Genomic DNA, 18092 nt, shown 5'->3' with positions numbered 1-18092 from the left:
CATGAGCGAGACCAGCACCCGCGGCCCGTGGCCGCGCCCCGCCCCGCGCCGCTTCGAGGGGCGCTTCGTCGAACTGCGGCCGCTCGACCCGGTGGCCGACGCCGCCGGGCTCTACCGTGCCGGGCACGAGCCGCCGGCGGCGCAGGCGCTGTGGCGCTACCTGCTCGACGGCCCCTACGCCGACGCGGATGCCTTCGCCGCCGCGCTCGCGGCGAGCGCGGCGCGCGGCGACAAGCTCACCTTCACGGTGCGCGCCCGCAACGGCGGGGCGCGCATCGGCATGGTCTCGCTGATGAACGTCGAGCCGGCGATGGGGCGCGCCGAGCTCGGCAGCCTCTGGTACGCGCCGGCGGCGCAGCGCGGCCGCGCCAACACCGAGACCACCTACCTGCTGCTCGGCCACCTGTTCGATGAGCTCGGCTACCGGCGCGCCGAGTGGAAGTGCGACAGCCGCAACGCGGCGAGCCGCGCCGCGGCGACGCGCATGGGCTTTCGCTACGAGGGGCTGTTCCGCCAGCACATGGTGGTCAAGGGCGAGAGCCGCGACACCGCGTGGTTCGCGCTGCTCGACCACGACTGGCCGCGGCGCCGCGTGCACTTCGAGCGCTGGCTGTACGGGTCACCGGGGACGTCGCTGCGGGCGCTCAACGGCGATTGCGCCGAGTGAGCGGCGGCATCGGTTACAGTGCGGCACAGTGGCGGGACGGAGGACGCGATGAGCAGGCGCAACCGGGAACTGACGACCAGCATCGGCTGCATCAACACGGCCGGGCTGAACACGACGCTGATGTCGACGGTCGGCAATCACTGCGAGGTGTGGCGCACCACGCGGGTGCTGTCGCGCGACGGCGGCGCACTGGTGGTCGACCGCGTGATCAAGTGCCCGCGGACGCTGTGCAGCTTCCCCGAGGTGCGCGTGCTGCAGCGGGACTACAACGAACTGCGCACGCGGCTGCGCGACATCGTGCCGGCGGCGATGTTCGTCTACACCAGCGTCGACGGCATCGACAACGTGCTGGTGATCGCCGAGACGGTGCAGCCGTGGTTCAACATCGCCAACCCGACCTTCGAGGACGACGCCGTGCCGCTGCTGCACGCGCTGCCGAAGGCGCGCGTGCAGCTGCAGGTGTTCCTGGAGGCGGCGCGCGCCTGGCACGACGAGGGCAAGCTGATCGACCTCTACGGGCTCGACAACCTGGTGCTCGATGTCGACCGCAACGTGCGCTACATCGACAGCTTCAGCGTGTTCTTCTACGAGGACCTGCTGGAGATGTTCGACGAACCCGACCCGCACCTGCGCAACCGCATGGACATCTCGCGCCGTCGCCTCGACTACCTCGAGGACCTGCTGCGGGCCTCGGCCTGAGCGCCCGTCCGGGCGCAGCGCCTATGCTTGCGACCGTGCACACACCTGAGGGGCCGACGCCGATGAGCATCGCCAACGTGATGGAGTGGTCCGACGAGCTCAGCGTCGGCATCCAGGAGATCGACGAGCAGCACCGCTTCCTGGTCGATCTGGTCAACCAGATCAACGCCACGATGCTGGCGACCAACGACGCCGAGGCCATCCGGCGCGACTTCGACAGGCTGCTCGAGTACACGCGCACCCACTTCGTGGTCGAGGAGAGCCTGATGCGCATCCTCGGCTACCCCGACTACGAGACCCACAAGAGCCACCACGAGGGGCTGCTCGCGCAGGTGCTGCAGTTCAAGCAGCGCCTGGACGACATCGGCCGCGTCTCGCGCGTGGACCTGATGGACTTCCTCAAGCACTGGCTGATCGAGCACATCAAGCGCGAGGACCGGCTCTACAGCGAGCACTTCCTGTCCCGCGGCGCGCAGCGCACCTGGCTCAACGTCGGCTGGCTGAAGAAGTTCTGGCACTGAGCCGGGTGACGCGATGACCGCGCGCTGCGCCTGGGCCGGCGAGGACCCGCTCTACCGCGCCTACCACGACGGGGAATGGGGCGTGCCGCTGCGCGACGACACCCGCCTGTTCGAGCTGCTGGTGCTCGAAGGCGCGCAGGCCGGCCTGTCGTGGTACACGGTGCTGAAGAAGCGCCCGGCCTACCGCGAGGCCTTCGCCGGTTTCGACCCGCAGCGCGTCGCCACCTTCGGCGCGGCCGAGATCGACGCCATGCTCGGCAACGCCGGCCTGATCCGCCACCGCGGCAAGCTGGAGGCCGCGGTCGGCAACGCCCGCGCGGTGCTCGAGCTGCAGGCCGCGCACGGCAGCTTCAGCGACTGGCTGTGGGGCTTCGTCGACGGCCGCCCGCTGCAGAACGCCTGGCGCAGCCTGGCCGAGGTGCCGGCGCAGACGCCGGCTTCGCAGGCGCTGAGCCGCGAACTCATGCGGCGCGGCTGCCGCTTCGTCGGCCCCACCATCGCCTACGCCTTCATGCAGGCCGCCGGCCTGGTCAACGACCACACCGTCGACTGCTTCCGCCACGCCGAGGTGGCGGCGCTGGCGCGTTGAGCCCGCCGCCGGCCTGTGCTTCCATGAGCGCCCGCCCCGCACCATGACGCCCGATGCCCGATCTTCCCAGCCTCGACTGCCCGCCGCCGCCGGCCGCGGTGCAGGCGCCCGCCGCCGCCGAGCAGGGCCTGTTCGAACGCCTCGGCCGCTGGGCCGGCGAGAAGCTGCGCCCGGACCAGGCGCTGCTGCGCTTCCTCGGGCTCGCCCCGGACACCCCGCCGACGCTGCTGCTCGACTACCTCGCCGCGCTCGCCGTCGACCCGGCCGGGCTGATCGAGCGCAAGGCCGCCGAGGTGCCCTCGGCGCTGGTCGAGCACCTGAGCGAGCCCGACAACGTCACCATGCTGATCAAGGGCGTGCTGCAGCTGCAGACCGGCGGCATGCTGGTGCCGGCGATCGAGCTGCTGCAGCGGGCGGTGCAGGCGCGCGACCTCGCCTGCGAGGCGAGCGCGGTGATCGGCGCCGACGCGCCGCCGGCGGAGGGCGGGGATGAGGCCGCAGGGGCTGCGGGAGCGGAGGCCGACGCGCATGCGCCGCCGCCCGGCCAGTGAGTCCTGCGCGCGCCTGCTCGGGCTCGCCTGGCTGCTGTGCGCGGCGCTCGCCTGGGCGGCCGGGCCGCAGGTGGTGCAGGCGAGCGACGGCCGCAGCCAGATCACGATGCCCGAGGAGTGGCTGCAGCAGCGCGGGCTGCACGACAACGCCGAGATCCAGATCGGTTCGCGCCTGCTCAACCAGTACCTGATCGTCGTCACCGAGGCGAAGGGCGCCACGCCCGGCCTCGGCTTCGAGGATTTCGTGCGGATCACCCAGGACGACCTGCTCGAACCGCTGGTCGACGCGCAGGCCGGCAAACCCTACGACCTCACCATCGGCGGCCTGCGCGCCCGCCAGTTCGAGGTGCGCGGCAGCTACGGCAACACCCCGGTGGCCTACCTGCACACCGCGGTCGAGGGCCGCGAGGCGCTGTTCCAGATCGTCGCCTGGTGCCGCCCCGCCGACTACGGCCGCCTGCAGGCGCGGCTGAAGAGCATCGTCGGCACCTTCCGCGAGATCACGAAGCCCTGAGCCGGGCGCCGCCGCCATGTCCGCCTTCGCCGTGTTCGTCCTCGCCGCGCTGGCCGAGATCGCCGGCTGCTTCGCCTTCTGGGCCTGGCTGCGGCTCGGGCGCAGCGCGCTGTGGCTGCTGCCCGGCGTCGCCAGCCTGATCGCCTTCGCCTGGCTGCTGACGCGCAGCGACGCCGACTTCGCCGGGCGCGCCTACGCCGCCTACGGCGGCGTGTACATCGGCACCGCGCTGCTGTGGCTGTGGCTCGCCGAGGGCAAGGCGCCGGACCGCTGGGACCTCGCCGGGGCGCTGCTGTGCCTCGCCGGCGCGGGGCTGATCGTGTACGCCCCGCGCGGCGCCTGAGCGCGAACCCCTGAGCCCGAAAAGCACCGGGGGGCACGGCTTGAGCCGTGCCCCCCGGTCGGGTCTGCCGTGGTCGGCGGCCGCTTTTGGCCGCCCGCAGCCGCTCAGGCGCGCCAGAACGGCTTGGCGGCCTCGTAGTCGGCGTCGCCGCGGCGCAGGCCCATGTCGGCCAGGTCGCGGTCGGTGCTGAAGCTCAGCTCCTCGCGCATCTGCCGGCGCTTGCGCCACACCGCCAGCGTCCGTTCGGTCGCGGCGCGCAGCGTGGCGGTCGCGAGCGGGCGCCCGGCCTTGTATTCGGTCCACGCGCTGACGACGGTCGCGAGCAGCCGGGCGGCGGCGCCCGCGGCGTGCTCGGCCTGCGCCGGGCGCCCGGCCTGGTATCCGCTCCACGTGCCGACGGCGGCCGTGAGCAGCCGGGCGGCGGCGCCTTCGGCGTGTTCGGGCTGCGGCGCGGGGGCGGGCCGGGCACGCAGGACGGACACCTGGGTGGAATACGGAACGTTCAGGTTGAGCGACGACATCGTGATCTCTCCGGTCAGGGGGGCCTTCCCGGGGCGCTGGCGGCGCTGCGCGCGGGCGGGCTTCGATGGCGCGTACTCTGGGCATTTTCCGTGCAGTGCTCAAACGAGTTTTGTGCACTGCGTCATTTAGCTGAAATCATGTGATGCCGACCGGCCACCGGCGGCGCGTGCCAGGCGCCGGCGCAGCGCGGCCTTCTCGATCTCCACCACCACGAACACCGTGGCGCCGACGCCGAGCACCCACAGCCATTCGTGCGCGCCGAGCGCGGCGGTACCCATCAGCGTGTGCATCAGCGGCAGGTAGGTGAAGCCGAGCTGCAGCAGCACCAGCAGCCCGGCGCCGAGCAGCGCCACCGGGTTGCCGACGAAGCCGCGCAGGCCGACCGACGAGGCGTAGGTGTAGCGGCTGTTGAACAGGTAGAAGATCTGCCCGGTGACCAGTGCGTTCACCGCCAGCGTGCGCGCCGCCTCGGTGCTGGTGCCCTGGGCGATCTCGAGCTGGAACAGGCCGAGCGAGCCGATCGTCTGCACCACCGACACCAGCACCACGCGCCAGGCGAGGAAGCCGGACACCAGCGCCTCGTCGCGGTCGCGCGGCGGGCGGCGCATCACGTCGGACTCGGGCGGCTCGAAGGCCAGCGCGAGCGACAGCGTGACCGCCACCACCATGTTCACCCACAGCACCTGCACCGGTGTGATTGGCAGCGCGGTGCCGAGCAGGATCGCGGCCACGATCAGGCTCGCCTGGGCGCCGTTGGTCGGCAGCGAGAACACGATCGCCTTCTTCAGGTTGTCGTAGATGGTGCGGCCTTCGGCGACGGCGCGGGCGATGGTGGCGAAATTGTCGTCGGCGAGCACGATCTCGCTCGCCTCCTTGGCCGCCTCGGTGCCCTTGGCGCCCATCGCCACGCCGACGTCGGCGCGCTTCAGCGCCGGGGCGTCGTTGACGCCGTCGCCGGTCATCGCCACCACCTCGCGGTTGGCCTGCAGCGCGGCCACCAGGCGCAGCTTGTGCTCGGGGCTCGCGCGCGCGTAGACGTCGGTCTCCTGCACCACGCGCTGCAGCTCGGCGTCGCTCAGGCGCTCGATGTCGGCGCCGGTGAGCACGTGCCCGCTGCCGCCGAGGCCGAGCTCGTCGGCGATCGCGCGCGCGGTGGCGGCATGGTCGCCGGTGATCATCTTCACCCGCACGCCGGCGTCGTGGCAGCGGCGCACCGCCTGCACCGCCTCGGGCCGCGGCGGGTCCATGATGCCGAGCAGCCCGATCAGCGTCAGGCCGTGCTCGGCGTCGGCGGGGGCGAGCGGCCGCGGGGCGTGCGTGAAGCGCCGTTCGGCGACCGCGAGCACGCGCTGCCCGCGCGCCGCCAGCGCCTCGATGCGCTGGCGCCAGTGCGCCGGTGCGAGCGGCTCCTCGCCGTCGGCGCCGCGCTGCGCCGTGCACATGTCGAGCACGCGCTCGGGCGCGCCCTTGACGAACAGCACCGCCCCGGCGCCGTCCGGGGTGGCGTGCAGCGTCGCCATGTAGCGGTGCTCCGACTCGAACGGGATGCTGTCGAGGCGCGGCCAGGCGCCGCTGGTCGCCGCGGGGTCGAGCCCGGCCTTGCGCGCCAGCGTCAGCAGCGCGCCCTCGGTCGGGTCGCCTTCGACCGTCCACTCGTCGGCGTGCTCGCGCAGCACGGCGTCGTTGCACAGGTGCACCGCGCGCGCCAGCTCGCCGATCAGCGGCGCCGCCGCCGGGCTGACCTCGGCGTCGTCGACACGGAAGCCGCCCTCGGGCTGGTAGCCGACGCCGGCCACCGTGTAGCTGGCGGTGCTGCCGGCGAGGCTCTTCACCGTCATCGCGTTCTGCGTCAGCGTGCCGGTCTTGTCCGAGCAGATCACGGTGACCGAGCCGAGCGTCTCCACCGCCGGCAGGCGGCGCACGATCGCCGCGTGGCGCGCCATGCGCTGCACGCCGATCGCGAAGGTGATGGTCATCACCGCCGGCAGCCCCTCCGGGATCGCCGCCACCGCGAGCCCGACCGCCGCCATGAACATCTCGCCCCAGTGGTAGCCGCGCAGGCTCCAGCCGATCGCGAAGGTCAGCGCGGCGATGCCGAGGATCAGGCCGGTCAGCCAGCGCCCGAAGCGCGCGATCTGCTCCAGCAGCGGCGTGGTCATCGCGCCGACCTGTTCGAGCAGGGTGCTGATGCGGCCGAGCTCGGTGTCGGCCGCGGTGGCGACCACCAGGCCGCTGGCCTGGCCGTAGATCACCAGCGTGCCCGAATAGGCCATGCAGCGGCGGTCGCCGAGCGGCGCGTCGGCGGCGACCGCCGCCGGGTGCTTCTCCACCGCTTCGGCCTCGCCGGTCAGCGCGGCCTCCTGCACGCGCAGGTTGCGCGTCTCGATCAGGCGCAGGTCGGCCGGCACCTTGTCGCCCGAGGCGAGCAGCACCACGTCGCCGGGCACCAGCTCCTCCGCCGGCAGCTCGCGGCGCTGGCCGTCGCGCAGCACCATGGCGCGCAGCGAGAGCATGTCGCGGATCGCCGCCAGCGCCGATTCGGCCTTGCCCTCCTGGATGAAGCCGACGATGGCGTTGATCAGCACCACGCCGAGGATCACCGCGGTGTCGACCGGGTGGCCGAGCAGCCCGGTGGTGACCGCCGAGGCGAGCAGCACGTAGATCAGGATGTTGTCGAACTGGCGCAGGAAGCGGGTCAGCGCGCTGGCGCGCTGCGGCGGCGCCAGGCGGTTGGGGCCGTGGCGGGCGAGGCGTTCGGCCGCCTGCGCGTCACCGAGCCCGGCGGCGGTGGCGTCGAGGGCGGCGAAGGCGTGCTCGGCCGGCTGCGCGTGCCAGAGCGGGGCGTTGACGTCGGCTGACTGCTGGGTCATCGGCGGGCGTGCTCCACGGGGGTACCGGCCAGTTACGACGCCGCCGCCGTGCGCGCGGTTCCGTCGCGGCCCGCCGCGGGCTCACTTCGGCCGGGGTTTCTTGGTGTTCGCCGCGGCGACCGTGCGCGCCGCCACGTCCTTGGGGACGACCTTGGGCGCGGCGGGCTTCTTCGCCGCCGCGGTCGCGCGGGTCGTTTTGGCCGTCGCCGCCGGGCGTGCGACGGTGCTGCGGCCGCCGCTCGCGCGCGCAGTGCCGCTGCGGCTCGCCACCACCTTGCCCTTGCCGTTCTTCGCCGCGCGTGCCGCGACGCTGCGGCTGCCGCGCGTCGTCGGGTGCGCGCGCGCCGTGTGCGTCACCGGGCGGGCCTCGCGCTCGGGGACCGCGCTCAGCACGCCGGAGGCCGCGAGCGCGCTGGCGACGCCGACCACGTCGGTGTTCGCCGGTGCACCGCGCGCCGTCGGCGCCGGGGGGCTGACGTAGGTGTGGCCTGCCGCGTGCGGCTCGACCAGCGCGAGTTCGGGGCGCGCCGGGTCGCTGGCGAAGTCGATGTCGACGACGCGGAAGTGCGGGGCCACCGCCGGGTCCCTGCTGAGCGGCAGCGGCGAGGCGTCGGCCACCGCCTTGACCAGCGAGGCGTCGTAGTCACGCTGGCCGCTGCGGCGCAGAATCTTCACCACCTTGACCGTGCCGTCGGGGTCGAGGGTGACCGCGAGGCTCGCCGCCAGCGGCCGTGGCAGGCCCTTGGCGAAGGACTTGGGGGCGACCCAGGCCTTGCTGACCTGGTCGCGGATCAGCGCCTGCTGGGCTTCGACCGAGCGGGCGCCGAGATCGGCGCCGTCGCTGCCGAGCCCGGCACAGCCCGCGAGCAGGTGTGCCAGGGCGATCGCGAGCGCCAGAGCGATGCCGCGGCCACGGGCGCGCTGCCACCATGAGGTCATGCCGTGATCCCCTCGAAAGACCCTGAAAACGCCCCGGCGGACGGTGCGCGCACCGTCCGCCGGGTGGCTCTGCGAACGCGGCGGCAAGGGTACTGACTGATCCGGACGAGCACAAGGAATCAGCCCGAATGAAGCAGGAAAGTGTTCTAAATCATACAGTTGTTGGATTTTTGCGAGTCCTTGTGGCGGCCGTGACGATGGCGCTCGCGCAGCCGGCCGGCGCCGACGAGGCGACGCCGGGCGAAAGCGCGCTGCGCCTCGCCGAGCTGACCGGCGTGCGCGAGGCGATCGAGCAGAACGTCGAGCAGATGATCCGCGTGCAGATCGCCCGCAACCCCGCGCTCGCGCCGCAGCGCGCGGCGCTGACGCGCTTCTTCGCGCGGCACATGGGCTGGGAGGCGCTGCGCCCGGAGGTGGTGCGGCTGTACCGCGAAGCCTTCAGCGAGCGCGAGCTGCGCGAACTGGTGGCGTTCTACGGCTCGCCCACCGGGCGCAAGGCGCGCGAGCGCCTGCCCGCGCTGGAGGATGCGGTCGCCCGCATCGGCATGGAGCGCCTGCAGGAGCACACCAGCGAATTCATCGAGATGACGCGGGTACCGCCGCCGGCACCGGCGCCGGCGCCGGTGCCCTGGCGCGGGCTGGGGCCGCGGCCCTAGACGTCGGCGTCGCCGGCGGCGAGTTCGCGCCAGGCGTCGAGGCGCCCGCCGAGGCCGAGCTCGTCGAGGTAGGCGTGGTCGAGGCGGGCGGTGCCGGTCATCGAGCACAGCGCGTTGGCGGCGTGCACGAAGGCGAGCGCGCTGAGCTCGCGGGTCTCGCGGTCCTGCGGGTGGTGGTGGTAGGCGACCGCCTCGACGATGGGCTCGGGCAGCCCCCACAGCCCGAGCAGGTAGGCGCCGGTCTCGCCGTGCGCGGCGCCGAACAGGCGGCGCTCGGCCTCGCACTCGGGGATGCCCTCGGCCTGCGCGAGCGGTGCCACCTTGACGTAGATGTTGGGCAGGTTGGCGGCGAGGATCAGCTTGCCGACGTCGTGCAGGAGCCCGGCGGTGAGGGCGTCGTTGACCATCTCGCGGTCGACGCCCGCCGAGCCGGCGAGGCGCTTGGCCAGCGCGCCGACGCGCACGCTGTGCTGCCACAGCGTGTCGACCGACAGCGTCTGCAGGGTCTGCGGGTCGAACTGCGAGAACACCTGCACCGACAGCACCAGCGCGCGGATGGTGTCGAGGCCGAGCAGCACGATCGCGGTCGGCAGGTCGCTGACGTGGCGCGACAGCGAGAAGAACGCCGAGTTGACCAGCTGCAGGATCTTCGCGGTCATCGCCGGGTCCTGCGCGACGATGGCGGCGACGCTGTCGGCGGTGGAGCGGGGCGACTGCAGCTCCTGCACCATGCGGGTGTACAGCGCCGGCATGCTCGGCAGTGAATCGAGCCGCGAGATCAGCGACTTCAGCGGCGTGTCGCCGGCGAGCAGCTTGCGCAGCGCCAGCGCGCGCGCCACCGCGGCCTTGAGCGTCTCGGCGCTGCACGGCTTGGCGAGGAACTGGTGCGAGGCGTTCAGCGCCTCCAGCGCGTCGTCGCGGTCCATCGGCCGCGACAGGATGATGCGCACCGCGCGCGGGTGGCGCAGCATCACCTCGCCGAGGAACTGCCCGCCGTTCATGCCGGGCATGCGCGAGTCCGAGATCACCACGTCGAACGGATCGGCGTCGAGCCGCGCCAGCGCGCGCAGCGGATCGGTGATGAACTCCATGTCCCAGCGCTCGCGCATGCCGGCCAGCGTCTGTTCCAGTTCGGCGAGCACGCCGGGCTCGTCGTCGACGAAGAGGATGCGTCGTTTGTCCATGGCGCTCTCCTTGCGGATGGGGGAGGCGGCCGCCCGGCCCACCGTGGGCCGGCGTGCGGAAATCGTTGCAGAGCGTATCGCAAAATCCGCGTGACACGCTTGTGGCCACCGTGCCGGCGCCCAGACCGCCGGCCCCCACCGAGGAGCCTTGCCGATGACCCTCCTGCCCGCCACGATGCCGGCCGTCGAGATCCGCGAACCCGGCGGCCCCGAGGTGCTGCGCCTCACCACGCGCCCGCTGCCGGTGCCCGGCCCGGGCGAGGTGCTGATCCGCGTCGCCGCCGCCGGCGTCAACCGCCCCGACTGCCTGCAGCGGCAGGGGCTGTACCCGCCGCCGCCCGGCGCCTCGGAGCTGCCGGGGCTGGAGGTGGCCGGCGAGATCGTCGCCCTCGGCCCCGATGCCGGCGGCTGGGCGCCCGGCGCGCGCGTCTGCGCACTGCTCGCCGGCGGCGGCTACGCCGGTTACGCGAGCGCCCCGGCCGGGCAGTGCCTGCCCTGGCCCGACGGCCTCAGCGCGGCCGAGGCGGCGGCGCTGCCGGAGACCGCGTTCACGGTGTGGACCAACGTGTTCCAGCGCGGCCACCTCGCCCCCGGCGAGACGCTGCTGGTGCACGGCGGGACGAGCGGCATCGGCACGCTGGCGATCCAGCTCGCCAGCGCGCTCGGCGCGCGCGTGCTCGCCACCGCCGGCGGGCCCGACAAGGTCGCGGCCTGCGTGCGCCTGGGGGCGGCGCGGGCGATCGACTACCGCAGCGAGGACTTCGTCGAGGTCGCCCGGGCGTGCACCGGCGGCGCCGGCGTCGACGTGATCCTCGACATGGTCGGCGGCGACTACACCGCGCGCAATCTCGACGCGCTCGCCGTCGACGGCCGCCTGGTGCAGATCGCCTTCCTGCGCGGCCCGCGGGTCGCGCTCGACCTGCGCCCGATCATGCAGAAGCGCCTGACCCTCACCGGCTCGACGCTGCGTGGGCGCAGCGTCGCCGAAAAGGCCGCGATCGCCGCCGAACTGCGCGCGCGGGTGTGGCCGCTGGTCGCGAGCGGCCGGGTCCGACCGCTGCTCGACGGCATCTACCCGCTCGCCGAGGCGGCGGCGGCACACGCGCGCATGGAATCGAGCGCCCACATCGGCAAGCTGGTGCTGGTGCCGGACGCCGCCGGCTGAGGCGGCGCTGCGGCGCGACCGCGCGCATGGCGACCGCGCGCCGGGCTGCGTACACTCGCGCCCTCGCGTTTGTTGCGTTGCAAGAAGGGGATTTGCGATGACACTGACAGCGCCGGGTGCCGAGCCCCTGCCGCGGCCGATCGCCACGGCGGTTCCGCTGGCCGGCCAGCAGCAGGCCATCGCCCGGCTGCTGGAGGCGGTCGACGCCGGGCCGGCCCTGCTCGTGCTCACCGGCGTCGCCGGTACCGGCAAGGGCCTGGTGATGCGCCGCGTGATCGAGGCGAGCGGCGCCCGGCTCGAATGGATCGTCGCCTACGACGCGCGCCTGACGCTCGACGAACTGCTCGACTACCTGCTCGAACGCCTGCACGCGGTGCCGCCGACGGTGTCGCCGGCGGCGCGCCGCGCCGCGCTGCACACCTGCGCGCAGGTCTGTGCCGCCCGCGGCCGGCCGCTGTGGATCGCGCTCGACGAGGCCCACCTGTGCGAACCCGGCGTGCTCGCCGAGCTCTGTGCGCTGTGCCTCGATGGCGAGGGTGCCCATGTCGGACTGCTGCTCGCCGGCTTCCCGGCGGTCGCCGAGGGGCCGCTGCGCGAGCGCCTGGCGGCGCCGGGCAGCGCGCAGGTGGCGCTGCAGCCGCTGTCGCTGCTGGCCGCCGCCGACTTCGTGCGCGGCCTCACCGCGGCGGCGGCGGCGAGCGACGCCGTGGTCGAGCGCCTGCTGCTGCACGCCGGCGGCGTGCCCGGGGCGCTGCGCGGCCTGTGGGAGCGTGCGCAGTGGCTGGCGCGGATCGACGGCGCCCCGGCCTGCGAGGTCACCCACGTCGACGCCGCCGCCGAAGGCATGACCAGCCCGGTGTTCGGTGGCGACCAGCTGCTGCGGGCCGGGCTGGCGGGGCCGTCGCCGGTCGTGCCGGCGACGGCCGCCGCCGGGCATCCGTCGCGCTGGGACTGGCCCGCACCGCCGCCGGTGCCGCCGGTGTCGCCGCCCGCCGCCGCGTCGCGCCGCGAGGTCGCACCCGAACCAGCGCCGCGCGCAACCAGCTGGGACATCCTCCCCAAGCCCGAACACGCCGTCGTGCCGGCGGAGCGCGAGCCCGCCCGCGTGCTGCGCCGCTCGGGGCTCGACCCCTGGGTGCTCGACGCCGATGACGCCGCCCGCGGCGCGCCGGACGCCGCAGCGGGCAGGGCGGAGCACCTCGACAGCCGCCACGATGCCGTGCTCGAAGTGGTGCCCGACGAGGTGCAGGCGGCGCTGATCGCCGCCAACGATCCCGGCCTCGCGCTCGACGGTCCCGCGCCCGAGCCGCGGCGCCGGCCGGCGTGGCTGGTGTACGTGGTCGGCGCGGTGGCGATCGGCGGGCTGCTCGCGGTCTGGTACCGCGCACCGCTGCGCGATGCCTGGCAGCGGCTGACCGGCACCCAGCCGGTCGCCGCCCCGGCCCGCACCGGGCCGGGGCTGGTGCTGCCGAGCATGCCCGGGGCTGCCGCGCCGGGTGTCGCCGCTGCGCCACCCGGCGGCGGCGGGGGGGCGCCGGCGCCGCTGCCGTTCCTGAAGGCGCAGCCGGCACCCGCCACGCCGCCGCAGACCGGGGCCGTGCCGCCACCGCTGCCGTTCCTGAAGCCGCCGGGCGCCGCGGCGCCGGCACCCGCCGCCCCGGCGCCCGGCAGTGCCGCGGTGCCGGCGCCGGCCGCGGGCGTTACGGCGCCGGCGGTGCTGCCGGCCGCCGCAGTACCCGCGGGGAGCGAGCGTCCGGCGCTGCCGCCCCTGCCGGCCCTGCCGCCGGCGACGCCGGCGCCAGCGGCGGAAACGTCGCCCGCCGCGGCGGCCCCGCCCGCGACGCCGAGCGCGACGCCGAGCGCGACGCCGAGCGCGACGCCGAGCGCGACGCCCGCGGTCAGACCGCCGGCGAGTCCCGGGCCCGGTCCGGCGGCGGCGCTGCCCACCACGGCGCCTGCCGCGCCGCACGAGGCGGCGCCGGTCGCCGAGCGGGCCCCCGCCGCGCCGCCGGCCGCCGCCGCTGCAGCGCCGCTGCGGCCGAGCGCCGCCCCGGCAGCGGCCGCGGGCACCCCGGCGCCGGCTGCAGCCGATGCCGCGCTCGCACAGCAGATGCTCGATCTGGGCAACCGCCTGTGGGCCGAGGCCGATCCCGGCGGGGCGCGCCTGTACTACCAGGCGGCGCTCGATGCCGGTGATGCGCGCGCCGCGCTCGCGCTCGGCATGAGCTACGACCCGCTGGTGCTGGCGCAGCGTGCGCTGCCCGGGGTGCGCGGCGACGCCGCGCAGGCCGCGCGCTGGTATCGGCGCGCCCTCGAAGCCGGGGTGGGGGAGGCCGCGGAGCGGCTCAGCGCGCTGCGCCAGTGGGGGCACTCGGCGCTCGGCCTCGCCCCCGAGCAGGCGCAGGCGATCGAGGAGCTCACCCGTCCCTGAGCGCCGCCGCGCCGGGCGGCGGGGTCGGGGCGCGCTTTAGCGCGGCGCGTCGCTGGCGCCGCGGGCGTCGAGCCAGCGCTGCGCGGAGCGCGCACGGGTCCAGCCCGGCACCTGTGCCGACAGGCTGACCTCCTGCCACTTCGGATGCCGGCCGGGCTTCAGGAAGTCGTCGAAGGCGTCGAAGAAGCGGCCGACGAAGCGCTCCAGGCGCTGCTGGCGCTGCGACGCCGCCGGCCAGTTGTAGGCGGCCAGCACCGCGCTGACGGCGAGCGTCGGCACCTCCTCGCCCTCGCGGATCAGGTTCGGGTAGTCCGCCCTGGTGAAGCGCGACGGCAGGTAGGTCGCGAGCAGTTTCGGGTTCAGCGGCAGCGGCACCAGGTGCAGTTCGCTGCCGGCGAGCTTCTGGAACAGCGTCGCCGGCTTGCCGGCGACGTAGGCGAGCGCGTCGATCTCGCCGGCCTTGAGCTTCTCCACCGCGGTGCTCTGGTCGAAGTGCGTGGTTTCCACGTTCACGCCCAGCGCGTCGAACACCACGCTCGCGGTCATCGAGGTGCCGCTGCCTTCGACGTCGACGTTCACCTTGCGCCCGCGCAGCGCCTCGACGTTCGCGGTGTCGGCGCGGGCGAGCAGGTGGAACTCCTCGTTGTAGAGCTTGGCGATGTAGTGCACGCGCTGCGGCAGGTTGCCCATGCCGGGCTGCCGGCGCAGGTACTCGAGCGCGTCGGACTGCACGATGGCGGCGTCCACCCCGCGCAGGTAGAGCAGGTCCTGCATGTTCTGGATCGAGCCCTTGCCGAGGATCGGCAGCACCCGCAGGTCCTTGCCGTCGAGCACCGTGGCGAGGTCGGCGGCGATGCGCACGTAGGTCCCGTTCACCCCGCCCGACACCACGCCCACGGCGTTGTCGTTCATCACCCGCGCCTGCACCGACTGTTGTGCCGATGCCGTCGTGCCGAGCGCGAGCGCGCCGAACAGCGCCACCAGCCCGCACAGCCAACCCCCCAACCTGATCCGCATGGAAACGCCCCTCGTCGCTGCCTGTTCGCGCCGGCCCCGCGGGCCGGCCGAGCACTTATAGCCGAGTGCCGCCGTCGCTGCCGCGCCCGGCGTCGACGGCCCCGGTCGCACGGGCGGCTTGCCGGCCGGCGGCGGCGCGGGTTAGCGTGCGCGCCGCTCCCGCCACCGCCGCGTCCCGGATGACCCGCCGCCCGCAACGTCCGCCCCGCCTCGTCGCCTGGATCGCCGCCGTCGGCCTCCTGCTGCGCGTGCTGGTGCCTGCGCTGCTGCCGGCGCTCGCCGCGCCGCCGGTGCTGGCGGTGACGCTGTGCTCGCTGTCGCCGGGCGCGCCGCTGCTGGTCGCCGTCGGCAAACCGGCCCCGGCGACCGATCTGCCGGCGGCCGGCCACTGCCCGTTCTGCAAGCTCGCCCACACCCCCTTCGTGCCGGCCGCGGCAGCGCCGGCCCTGACGCCGGCCGCCGGCCGCGACGCCCACCAGGCACCCGTCGCGACCACCGCACCGACCGTCGCGCGCCCCGCCCCGCCGCCGGCGCGCGCCCCGCCCCGCTCCGCCTGACGTCGTTGCCGTCGCCCGCCCGGGCGCACCGGCCGCCGCCGCCCGTCCGTCGGGCGCCGGCGCGGCCGTGCCACCCGGCCGCGGCGCCGGCATGCCGGGTCGCCGTCCGCAAGGGGCGGCGACACCTGCCCGCGCCCCGCTGCGGCGCGCGGGCGGTATCGACTGCAGGAGATGTCCCGATGAAGTCCCTTCCCGTCCTCGCCGCCATCCTCGCGGCCACCGCCACGTCCACGGCCTTCGCCCACGCCACGCTGGAAACCCGGGAAGCACCGGCCGACAGCTACTACAAGGCCGTGATCCGCGTCGGCCACGGCTGCGACGGCAGCCCCACGCTGACGCTGCGCCTGCAGATCCCCGACGGCGTCGTCGCGGTCAAGCCGATGCCCAAGCCGGGCTGGACGCTCGACACCGTGATCGCCCCCTACCCGCAGCCGGTCGATCTCGGCCACGGCCGCACCGCCAGCGAAGGCGTCAGGGAGGTCGTGTGGAGCGGCCGCCTGCCCGATGCGCACTACGACGAGTTCGTCGCCCGCGTGAAGCTGCCCGACCGCCCCGGCGCGACGCTGTACTTCCCGGTGGTGCAGGCGTGCGAGAAGGGCGCGCACCGCTGGATCGAGATCCCCGCCGCCGGCCGCAGCGCCGATGATCTGGAGGAGCCGGCGCCGGCGCTCAGGCTCGGTCCCAAGGCCGGGCACTGACGCGGCCGCGCCGCCGTGCGTCTGCTCATCTGCCTGCTGTGGCTGGGCACGCTGCCGGCCTGGGGCCACGCCGTGCTGCTCGAGGCCGGGCCGGCCGACGGCGCGACGCTGGCGAAGGCGCCGGCGCAGTTGTGGCTGCGCTTCAACGAGCCGGTCGTGGTGGTGACGCTCGCGCTGTTCGATGCCCAGGGCAGCGAGCATCCGCTCACCGAGGTCCACGGCGGCGAGCGTGTCGGCGCACGCCCGGTGCCGCCGCTGGCGGACGGGCGTTACCGGCTCGCCTACTGCGTAGCCTCGGCCGACGCGCACCCGGTCGCCGGCAGCGTCGCCTTCGGGGTCGGCGTGGCCGGCGTCGGCCCGCTGCCGGCGGCGCCGACGGAGGGGTTCGACTGGCGCGGTCCGAGCCTGCTGCTGCGCTACCTGCAGACCGCGGCGGTGCTGCTCGGCGCGGGCGCCTGCCTGTTCCTCGCCGGGGTGCCGGCCGGCACCCCGGCGACGGCGGCCGCCCTGCGCCTCGCGCGCCTCGCCCACGCCCTGTGGTGGCCGGCGATGCTCGCCGCGCTCGGCGTGCGCGGTGCGCTGCTCAGCGCCGCCACGCCGGCGGCGCTGTGGACGGCGGCGCCATGGCGCGTCGGTGCCGGCAGCACGCTGCTCGACCAGGCGTTGCTCGCCGGGCCGGCGTTCGCGCTCGCCGTGGCGTGCGCCGCGCGCCGGCGCCGCGTCGCCGGGGCGTGTGCGGCGCTGGCGCTGCTCGCCGCCGGTCTCACCGGGCACGCGGCGGGTGCCGGGCCGAGCGGGCTGACGCGTCCGCTGCTCGCCGCGCACGCGCTGGCGGCGGGGTTCTGGATCGGTGCGCTGCTGCCGCTGCGCGCCGGCCTCGGCGCGGACGCGGTGGCGATGCTGCGGCGCTTCTCCGCGCTCGCGGTGCCGGCGGTCGCCGTGCTGCTCGCGAGCGGCGGGGTGCTCGCCGCCGTGCAGCTGCGCACGCCGGCCGCCTTCGTCGACACCCCCTACGGCCGCGTGCTGCTCGCCAAGCTCGTGCTGGTCGCCGGCCTGCTCGCGCTCGCCGTGCGCAACCGGCAGGTGCTGACGCCGGCGCTGGCCGCGGGCACGCGCGGCGCCGCTGCCGTGCTCGCCCGCAGCATCGGTGCCGAATGCGCGCTCGCCGCCGGCATCGTGCTGGCGGCGGTCGCGCTCGGCCACCTGTCGCCGCCGCGCAGCCAGGCACCAGCAGCGCCGGCGCAGGTGCTGAGTGTCGACGGCCATCGCGTCGAACTGCGCTGCACGCCGTGCCGCGCCGGCGCGGTGAACCGCCTGGAACTGCAGGCCGCGCGCGCCGACGGCAGTACGCCGCCCGAGCTGCTGCTGCAGCTCGACGGCCCCGCCGGCGGCTTCGTCGGCCTGCGCTACCGCCTCGTGGCGGAGCGCGGGCGTTTCGTGCTTGCCGACCTCGACCTGCCCGCGTCCGGCGCCTGGCGGCTGCGCGTGCGGCTGCCGGTGTCGGACTTCGAGCGCCGCGTCTTCGACTTCGAGTTCGCGGTCGCACCGGCCGCAGCCGATTGAGGCGCCGTCGCCGGCGGCGCCCGTGCCATCCCGCGGACCCCGTTCCGCAACCATCCCGAGAGGACCTACCCCCATGCAACGCTTCCGCAAGATCCTGTTCGCCGCCCTCGTGCTCGGCCTCGCCGGCGCCGGCAGCGCCGGCGCGCACGAGGTCAAGGCCGACGCGCTGACCGTCGACCACCCCTGGGCGCGGGCCACCGCCCCCGGCGCCCCCAACGGCGCCGTCTACTTCACGCTGGAGAACGAGGGCGCCGAGGCCGACCGGCTGCTCGGCGCGAGCGGCGAGGTCGCCGAGCGCATCGAGCTGCACGAGCACATCCACGAGGGCGAGGTGATGAAGATGCGCGAGGTCGCCGGCGGCGTCGCGCTGCCGGCGAAGAGCGAGGTCGCGTTCGCGCCCGGCGGCCTGCACGTGATGCTGCTCGGTCTGAAGCAGCCGCTCGCCGCCGGCAGCACCTTCCCGCTGCGCCTGCGCTTCGAGCGCGCCGGCGAGGTCGACGTCCAGGTCGAGGTCGAGAAGGCCGACGCCAAGCCGACGCCGCACCGCCACCACTGAGGGTGTGGGGGGGTACGGTGGCGGACCGGACGTGAGTGCCGGCCGCCGGG

The 18092-nt window shown here is 75.1% G+C and carries 19 protein-coding genes; 14 read left to right on the top strand and 5 right to left on the bottom strand.

Features of this window, described 5'->3' with window-relative positions; genetic code table 11:
• Position 1: 1 nt before the first annotated feature.
• The 7 genes from EV699_RS16120 (at position 2) to EV699_RS16090 (ending at position 3884) form a co-directional block, all read left to right on the top strand.
• The gene (locus EV699_RS16120; protein ID WP_132544653.1) at positions 2–667 is read left to right on the top strand and encodes a GNAT family N-acetyltransferase; all 666 of its coding nucleotides are present in this window, start codon (positions 2–4) and stop codon (positions 665–667) included.
• A 48-nt stretch (positions 668–715) separates the two neighbouring features.
• The gene (locus EV699_RS16115; RefSeq protein WP_132544651.1) at positions 716–1366 is read left to right on the top strand and encodes a hypothetical protein; all 651 of its coding nucleotides are present in this window, start codon (positions 716–718) and stop codon (positions 1364–1366) included.
• A 62-nt stretch (positions 1367–1428) separates the two neighbouring features.
• The gene (locus EV699_RS16110; protein WP_132544649.1) at positions 1429–1887 is read left to right on the top strand and encodes a bacteriohemerythrin; all 459 of its coding nucleotides are present in this window, start codon (positions 1429–1431) and stop codon (positions 1885–1887) included.
• Positions 1888–1900: 13 nt separating this feature from the next.
• A complete protein-coding gene (locus tag EV699_RS16105; protein WP_132544647.1) occupies positions 1901–2476 on the top strand; it encodes a DNA-3-methyladenine glycosylase I in 576 nt (191 codons plus the stop codon).
• Positions 2477–2529: 53 nt separating this feature from the next.
• Positions 2530–3027: a hypothetical protein gene (locus EV699_RS16100; RefSeq protein WP_132544645.1), complete on the top strand. Its 498-nt coding sequence runs from the start codon at positions 2530–2532 to the stop codon at positions 3025–3027.
• Entirely contained in the window at positions 3005–3541 is a 537-nt protein-coding gene (locus EV699_RS16095; protein WP_132544643.1) for a hypothetical protein, read from the top strand. The genes EV699_RS16100 and EV699_RS16095 overlap by 23 nt, the downstream gene beginning before the upstream one ends.
• Positions 3542–3557: 16 nt before the next feature.
• Positions 3558–3884: a YnfA family protein gene (locus tag EV699_RS16090; RefSeq protein ID WP_132544641.1), complete on the top strand. Its 327-nt coding sequence runs from the start codon at positions 3558–3560 to the stop codon at positions 3882–3884.
• A gap of 104 nt (positions 3885–3988) precedes the next feature.
• Here the strand turns inward: EV699_RS16090 and EV699_RS20270 are convergent, their stop codons facing one another.
• From EV699_RS20270 to EV699_RS16075, 3 genes are all read right to left on the bottom strand, one after another.
• Positions 3989–4405, bottom strand: coding sequence for a DUF1127 domain-containing protein (locus tag EV699_RS20270; RefSeq protein WP_243662706.1), 417 nt, complete (start codon positions 4403–4405; stop codon positions 3989–3991).
• A 126-nt stretch (positions 4406–4531) separates the two neighbouring features.
• Positions 4532–7276 (bottom strand): cation-transporting P-type ATPase, encoded by a 2745-nt coding sequence (locus tag EV699_RS16080; RefSeq protein ID WP_132544639.1) that lies wholly within the window; start codon positions 7274–7276, stop codon positions 4532–4534.
• An 81-nt stretch (positions 7277–7357) separates the two neighbouring features.
• Positions 7358–8215 carry an energy transducer TonB gene (locus EV699_RS16075; RefSeq protein ID WP_132544637.1) on the bottom strand — a complete coding sequence of 286 codons (858 nt, stop codon included), beginning with the start codon at positions 8213–8215 and terminating at the stop codon, positions 7358–7360.
• A 197-nt stretch (positions 8216–8412) separates the two neighbouring features.
• Between EV699_RS16075 and EV699_RS16070 the strand changes: the two genes are divergently transcribed.
• Positions 8413–8871, top strand: coding sequence for a DUF2059 domain-containing protein (locus tag EV699_RS16070; RefSeq protein WP_165904174.1), 459 nt, complete (start codon positions 8413–8415; stop codon positions 8869–8871).
• On the opposite strand, the gene EV699_RS16065 is transcribed toward EV699_RS16070, so the two are convergent.
• A complete protein-coding gene (locus tag EV699_RS16065) occupies positions 8868–10055 on the bottom strand; it encodes a response regulator (RefSeq protein WP_132544633.1) in 1188 nt (395 codons plus the stop codon). The genes EV699_RS16070 and EV699_RS16065 overlap by 4 nt on opposite strands.
• 154 nt (positions 10056–10209) lie before the next feature.
• On the opposite strand from EV699_RS16065, the gene EV699_RS16060 reads away from it, so the two are divergent.
• Together EV699_RS16060 and EV699_RS16055 are read left to right on the top strand one after the other, a co-directional pair.
• Entirely contained in the window at positions 10210–11220 is a 1011-nt protein-coding gene (locus EV699_RS16060) for an NAD(P)H-quinone oxidoreductase (RefSeq protein WP_132544631.1), read from the top strand.
• A gap of 97 nt (positions 11221–11317) precedes the next feature.
• Entirely contained in the window at positions 11318–13651 is a 2334-nt protein-coding gene (locus tag EV699_RS16055; RefSeq protein ID WP_132544629.1) for an AAA family ATPase, read from the top strand.
• A gap of 36 nt (positions 13652–13687) precedes the next feature.
• Here the strand turns inward: EV699_RS16055 and EV699_RS16050 are convergent, their stop codons facing one another.
• Positions 13688–14668, bottom strand: a complete 981-nt coding sequence (locus tag EV699_RS16050; protein ID WP_132544627.1) for a TAXI family TRAP transporter solute-binding subunit — start codon at positions 14666–14668, stop codon at positions 13688–13690.
• Between the two features lie 179 nt (positions 14669–14847).
• Here EV699_RS16050 and EV699_RS16045 point away from each other — a divergent pair, with 179 nt between their 5' ends.
• The 4 genes from EV699_RS16045 to EV699_RS16030 all read left to right on the top strand — a co-directional run bounded on the left by EV699_RS16045 (position 14848) and on the right by EV699_RS16030 (position 18042).
• On the top strand, positions 14848–15225 hold the full coding sequence (locus EV699_RS16045) for a DUF2946 family protein (RefSeq protein WP_132544626.1): 378 nt from the start codon (positions 14848–14850) through the stop codon (positions 15223–15225).
• 179 nt (positions 15226–15404) lie between these two features.
• On the top strand, positions 15405–15923 hold the full coding sequence (locus tag EV699_RS16040) for a YcnI family protein (protein ID WP_132544624.1): 519 nt from the start codon (positions 15405–15407) through the stop codon (positions 15921–15923).
• 15 nt (positions 15924–15938) lie between these two features.
• Positions 15939–17486: a copper resistance CopC/CopD family protein gene (locus EV699_RS16035; protein ID WP_132544622.1), complete on the top strand. Its 1548-nt coding sequence runs from the start codon at positions 15939–15941 to the stop codon at positions 17484–17486.
• A 73-nt stretch (positions 17487–17559) separates the two neighbouring features.
• Complete coding sequence (locus EV699_RS16030; protein WP_132544620.1) at positions 17560–18042, top strand: copper chaperone PCu(A)C; 483 nt, start codon at positions 17560–17562, stop codon at positions 18040–18042.
• The last annotated feature ends 50 nt before the right edge of the window (positions 18043–18092 follow it).

Source organism: Plasticicumulans lactativorans (genome assembly GCF_004341245.1).
Taxonomy (GTDB): domain Bacteria; phylum Pseudomonadota; class Gammaproteobacteria; order Competibacterales; family Competibacteraceae; genus Plasticicumulans_A; species Plasticicumulans_A lactativorans.
The sequence above is the reverse complement of the archived record's forward strand: the minus strand, read 5'-3'. Positions and strand labels throughout refer to the sequence as shown.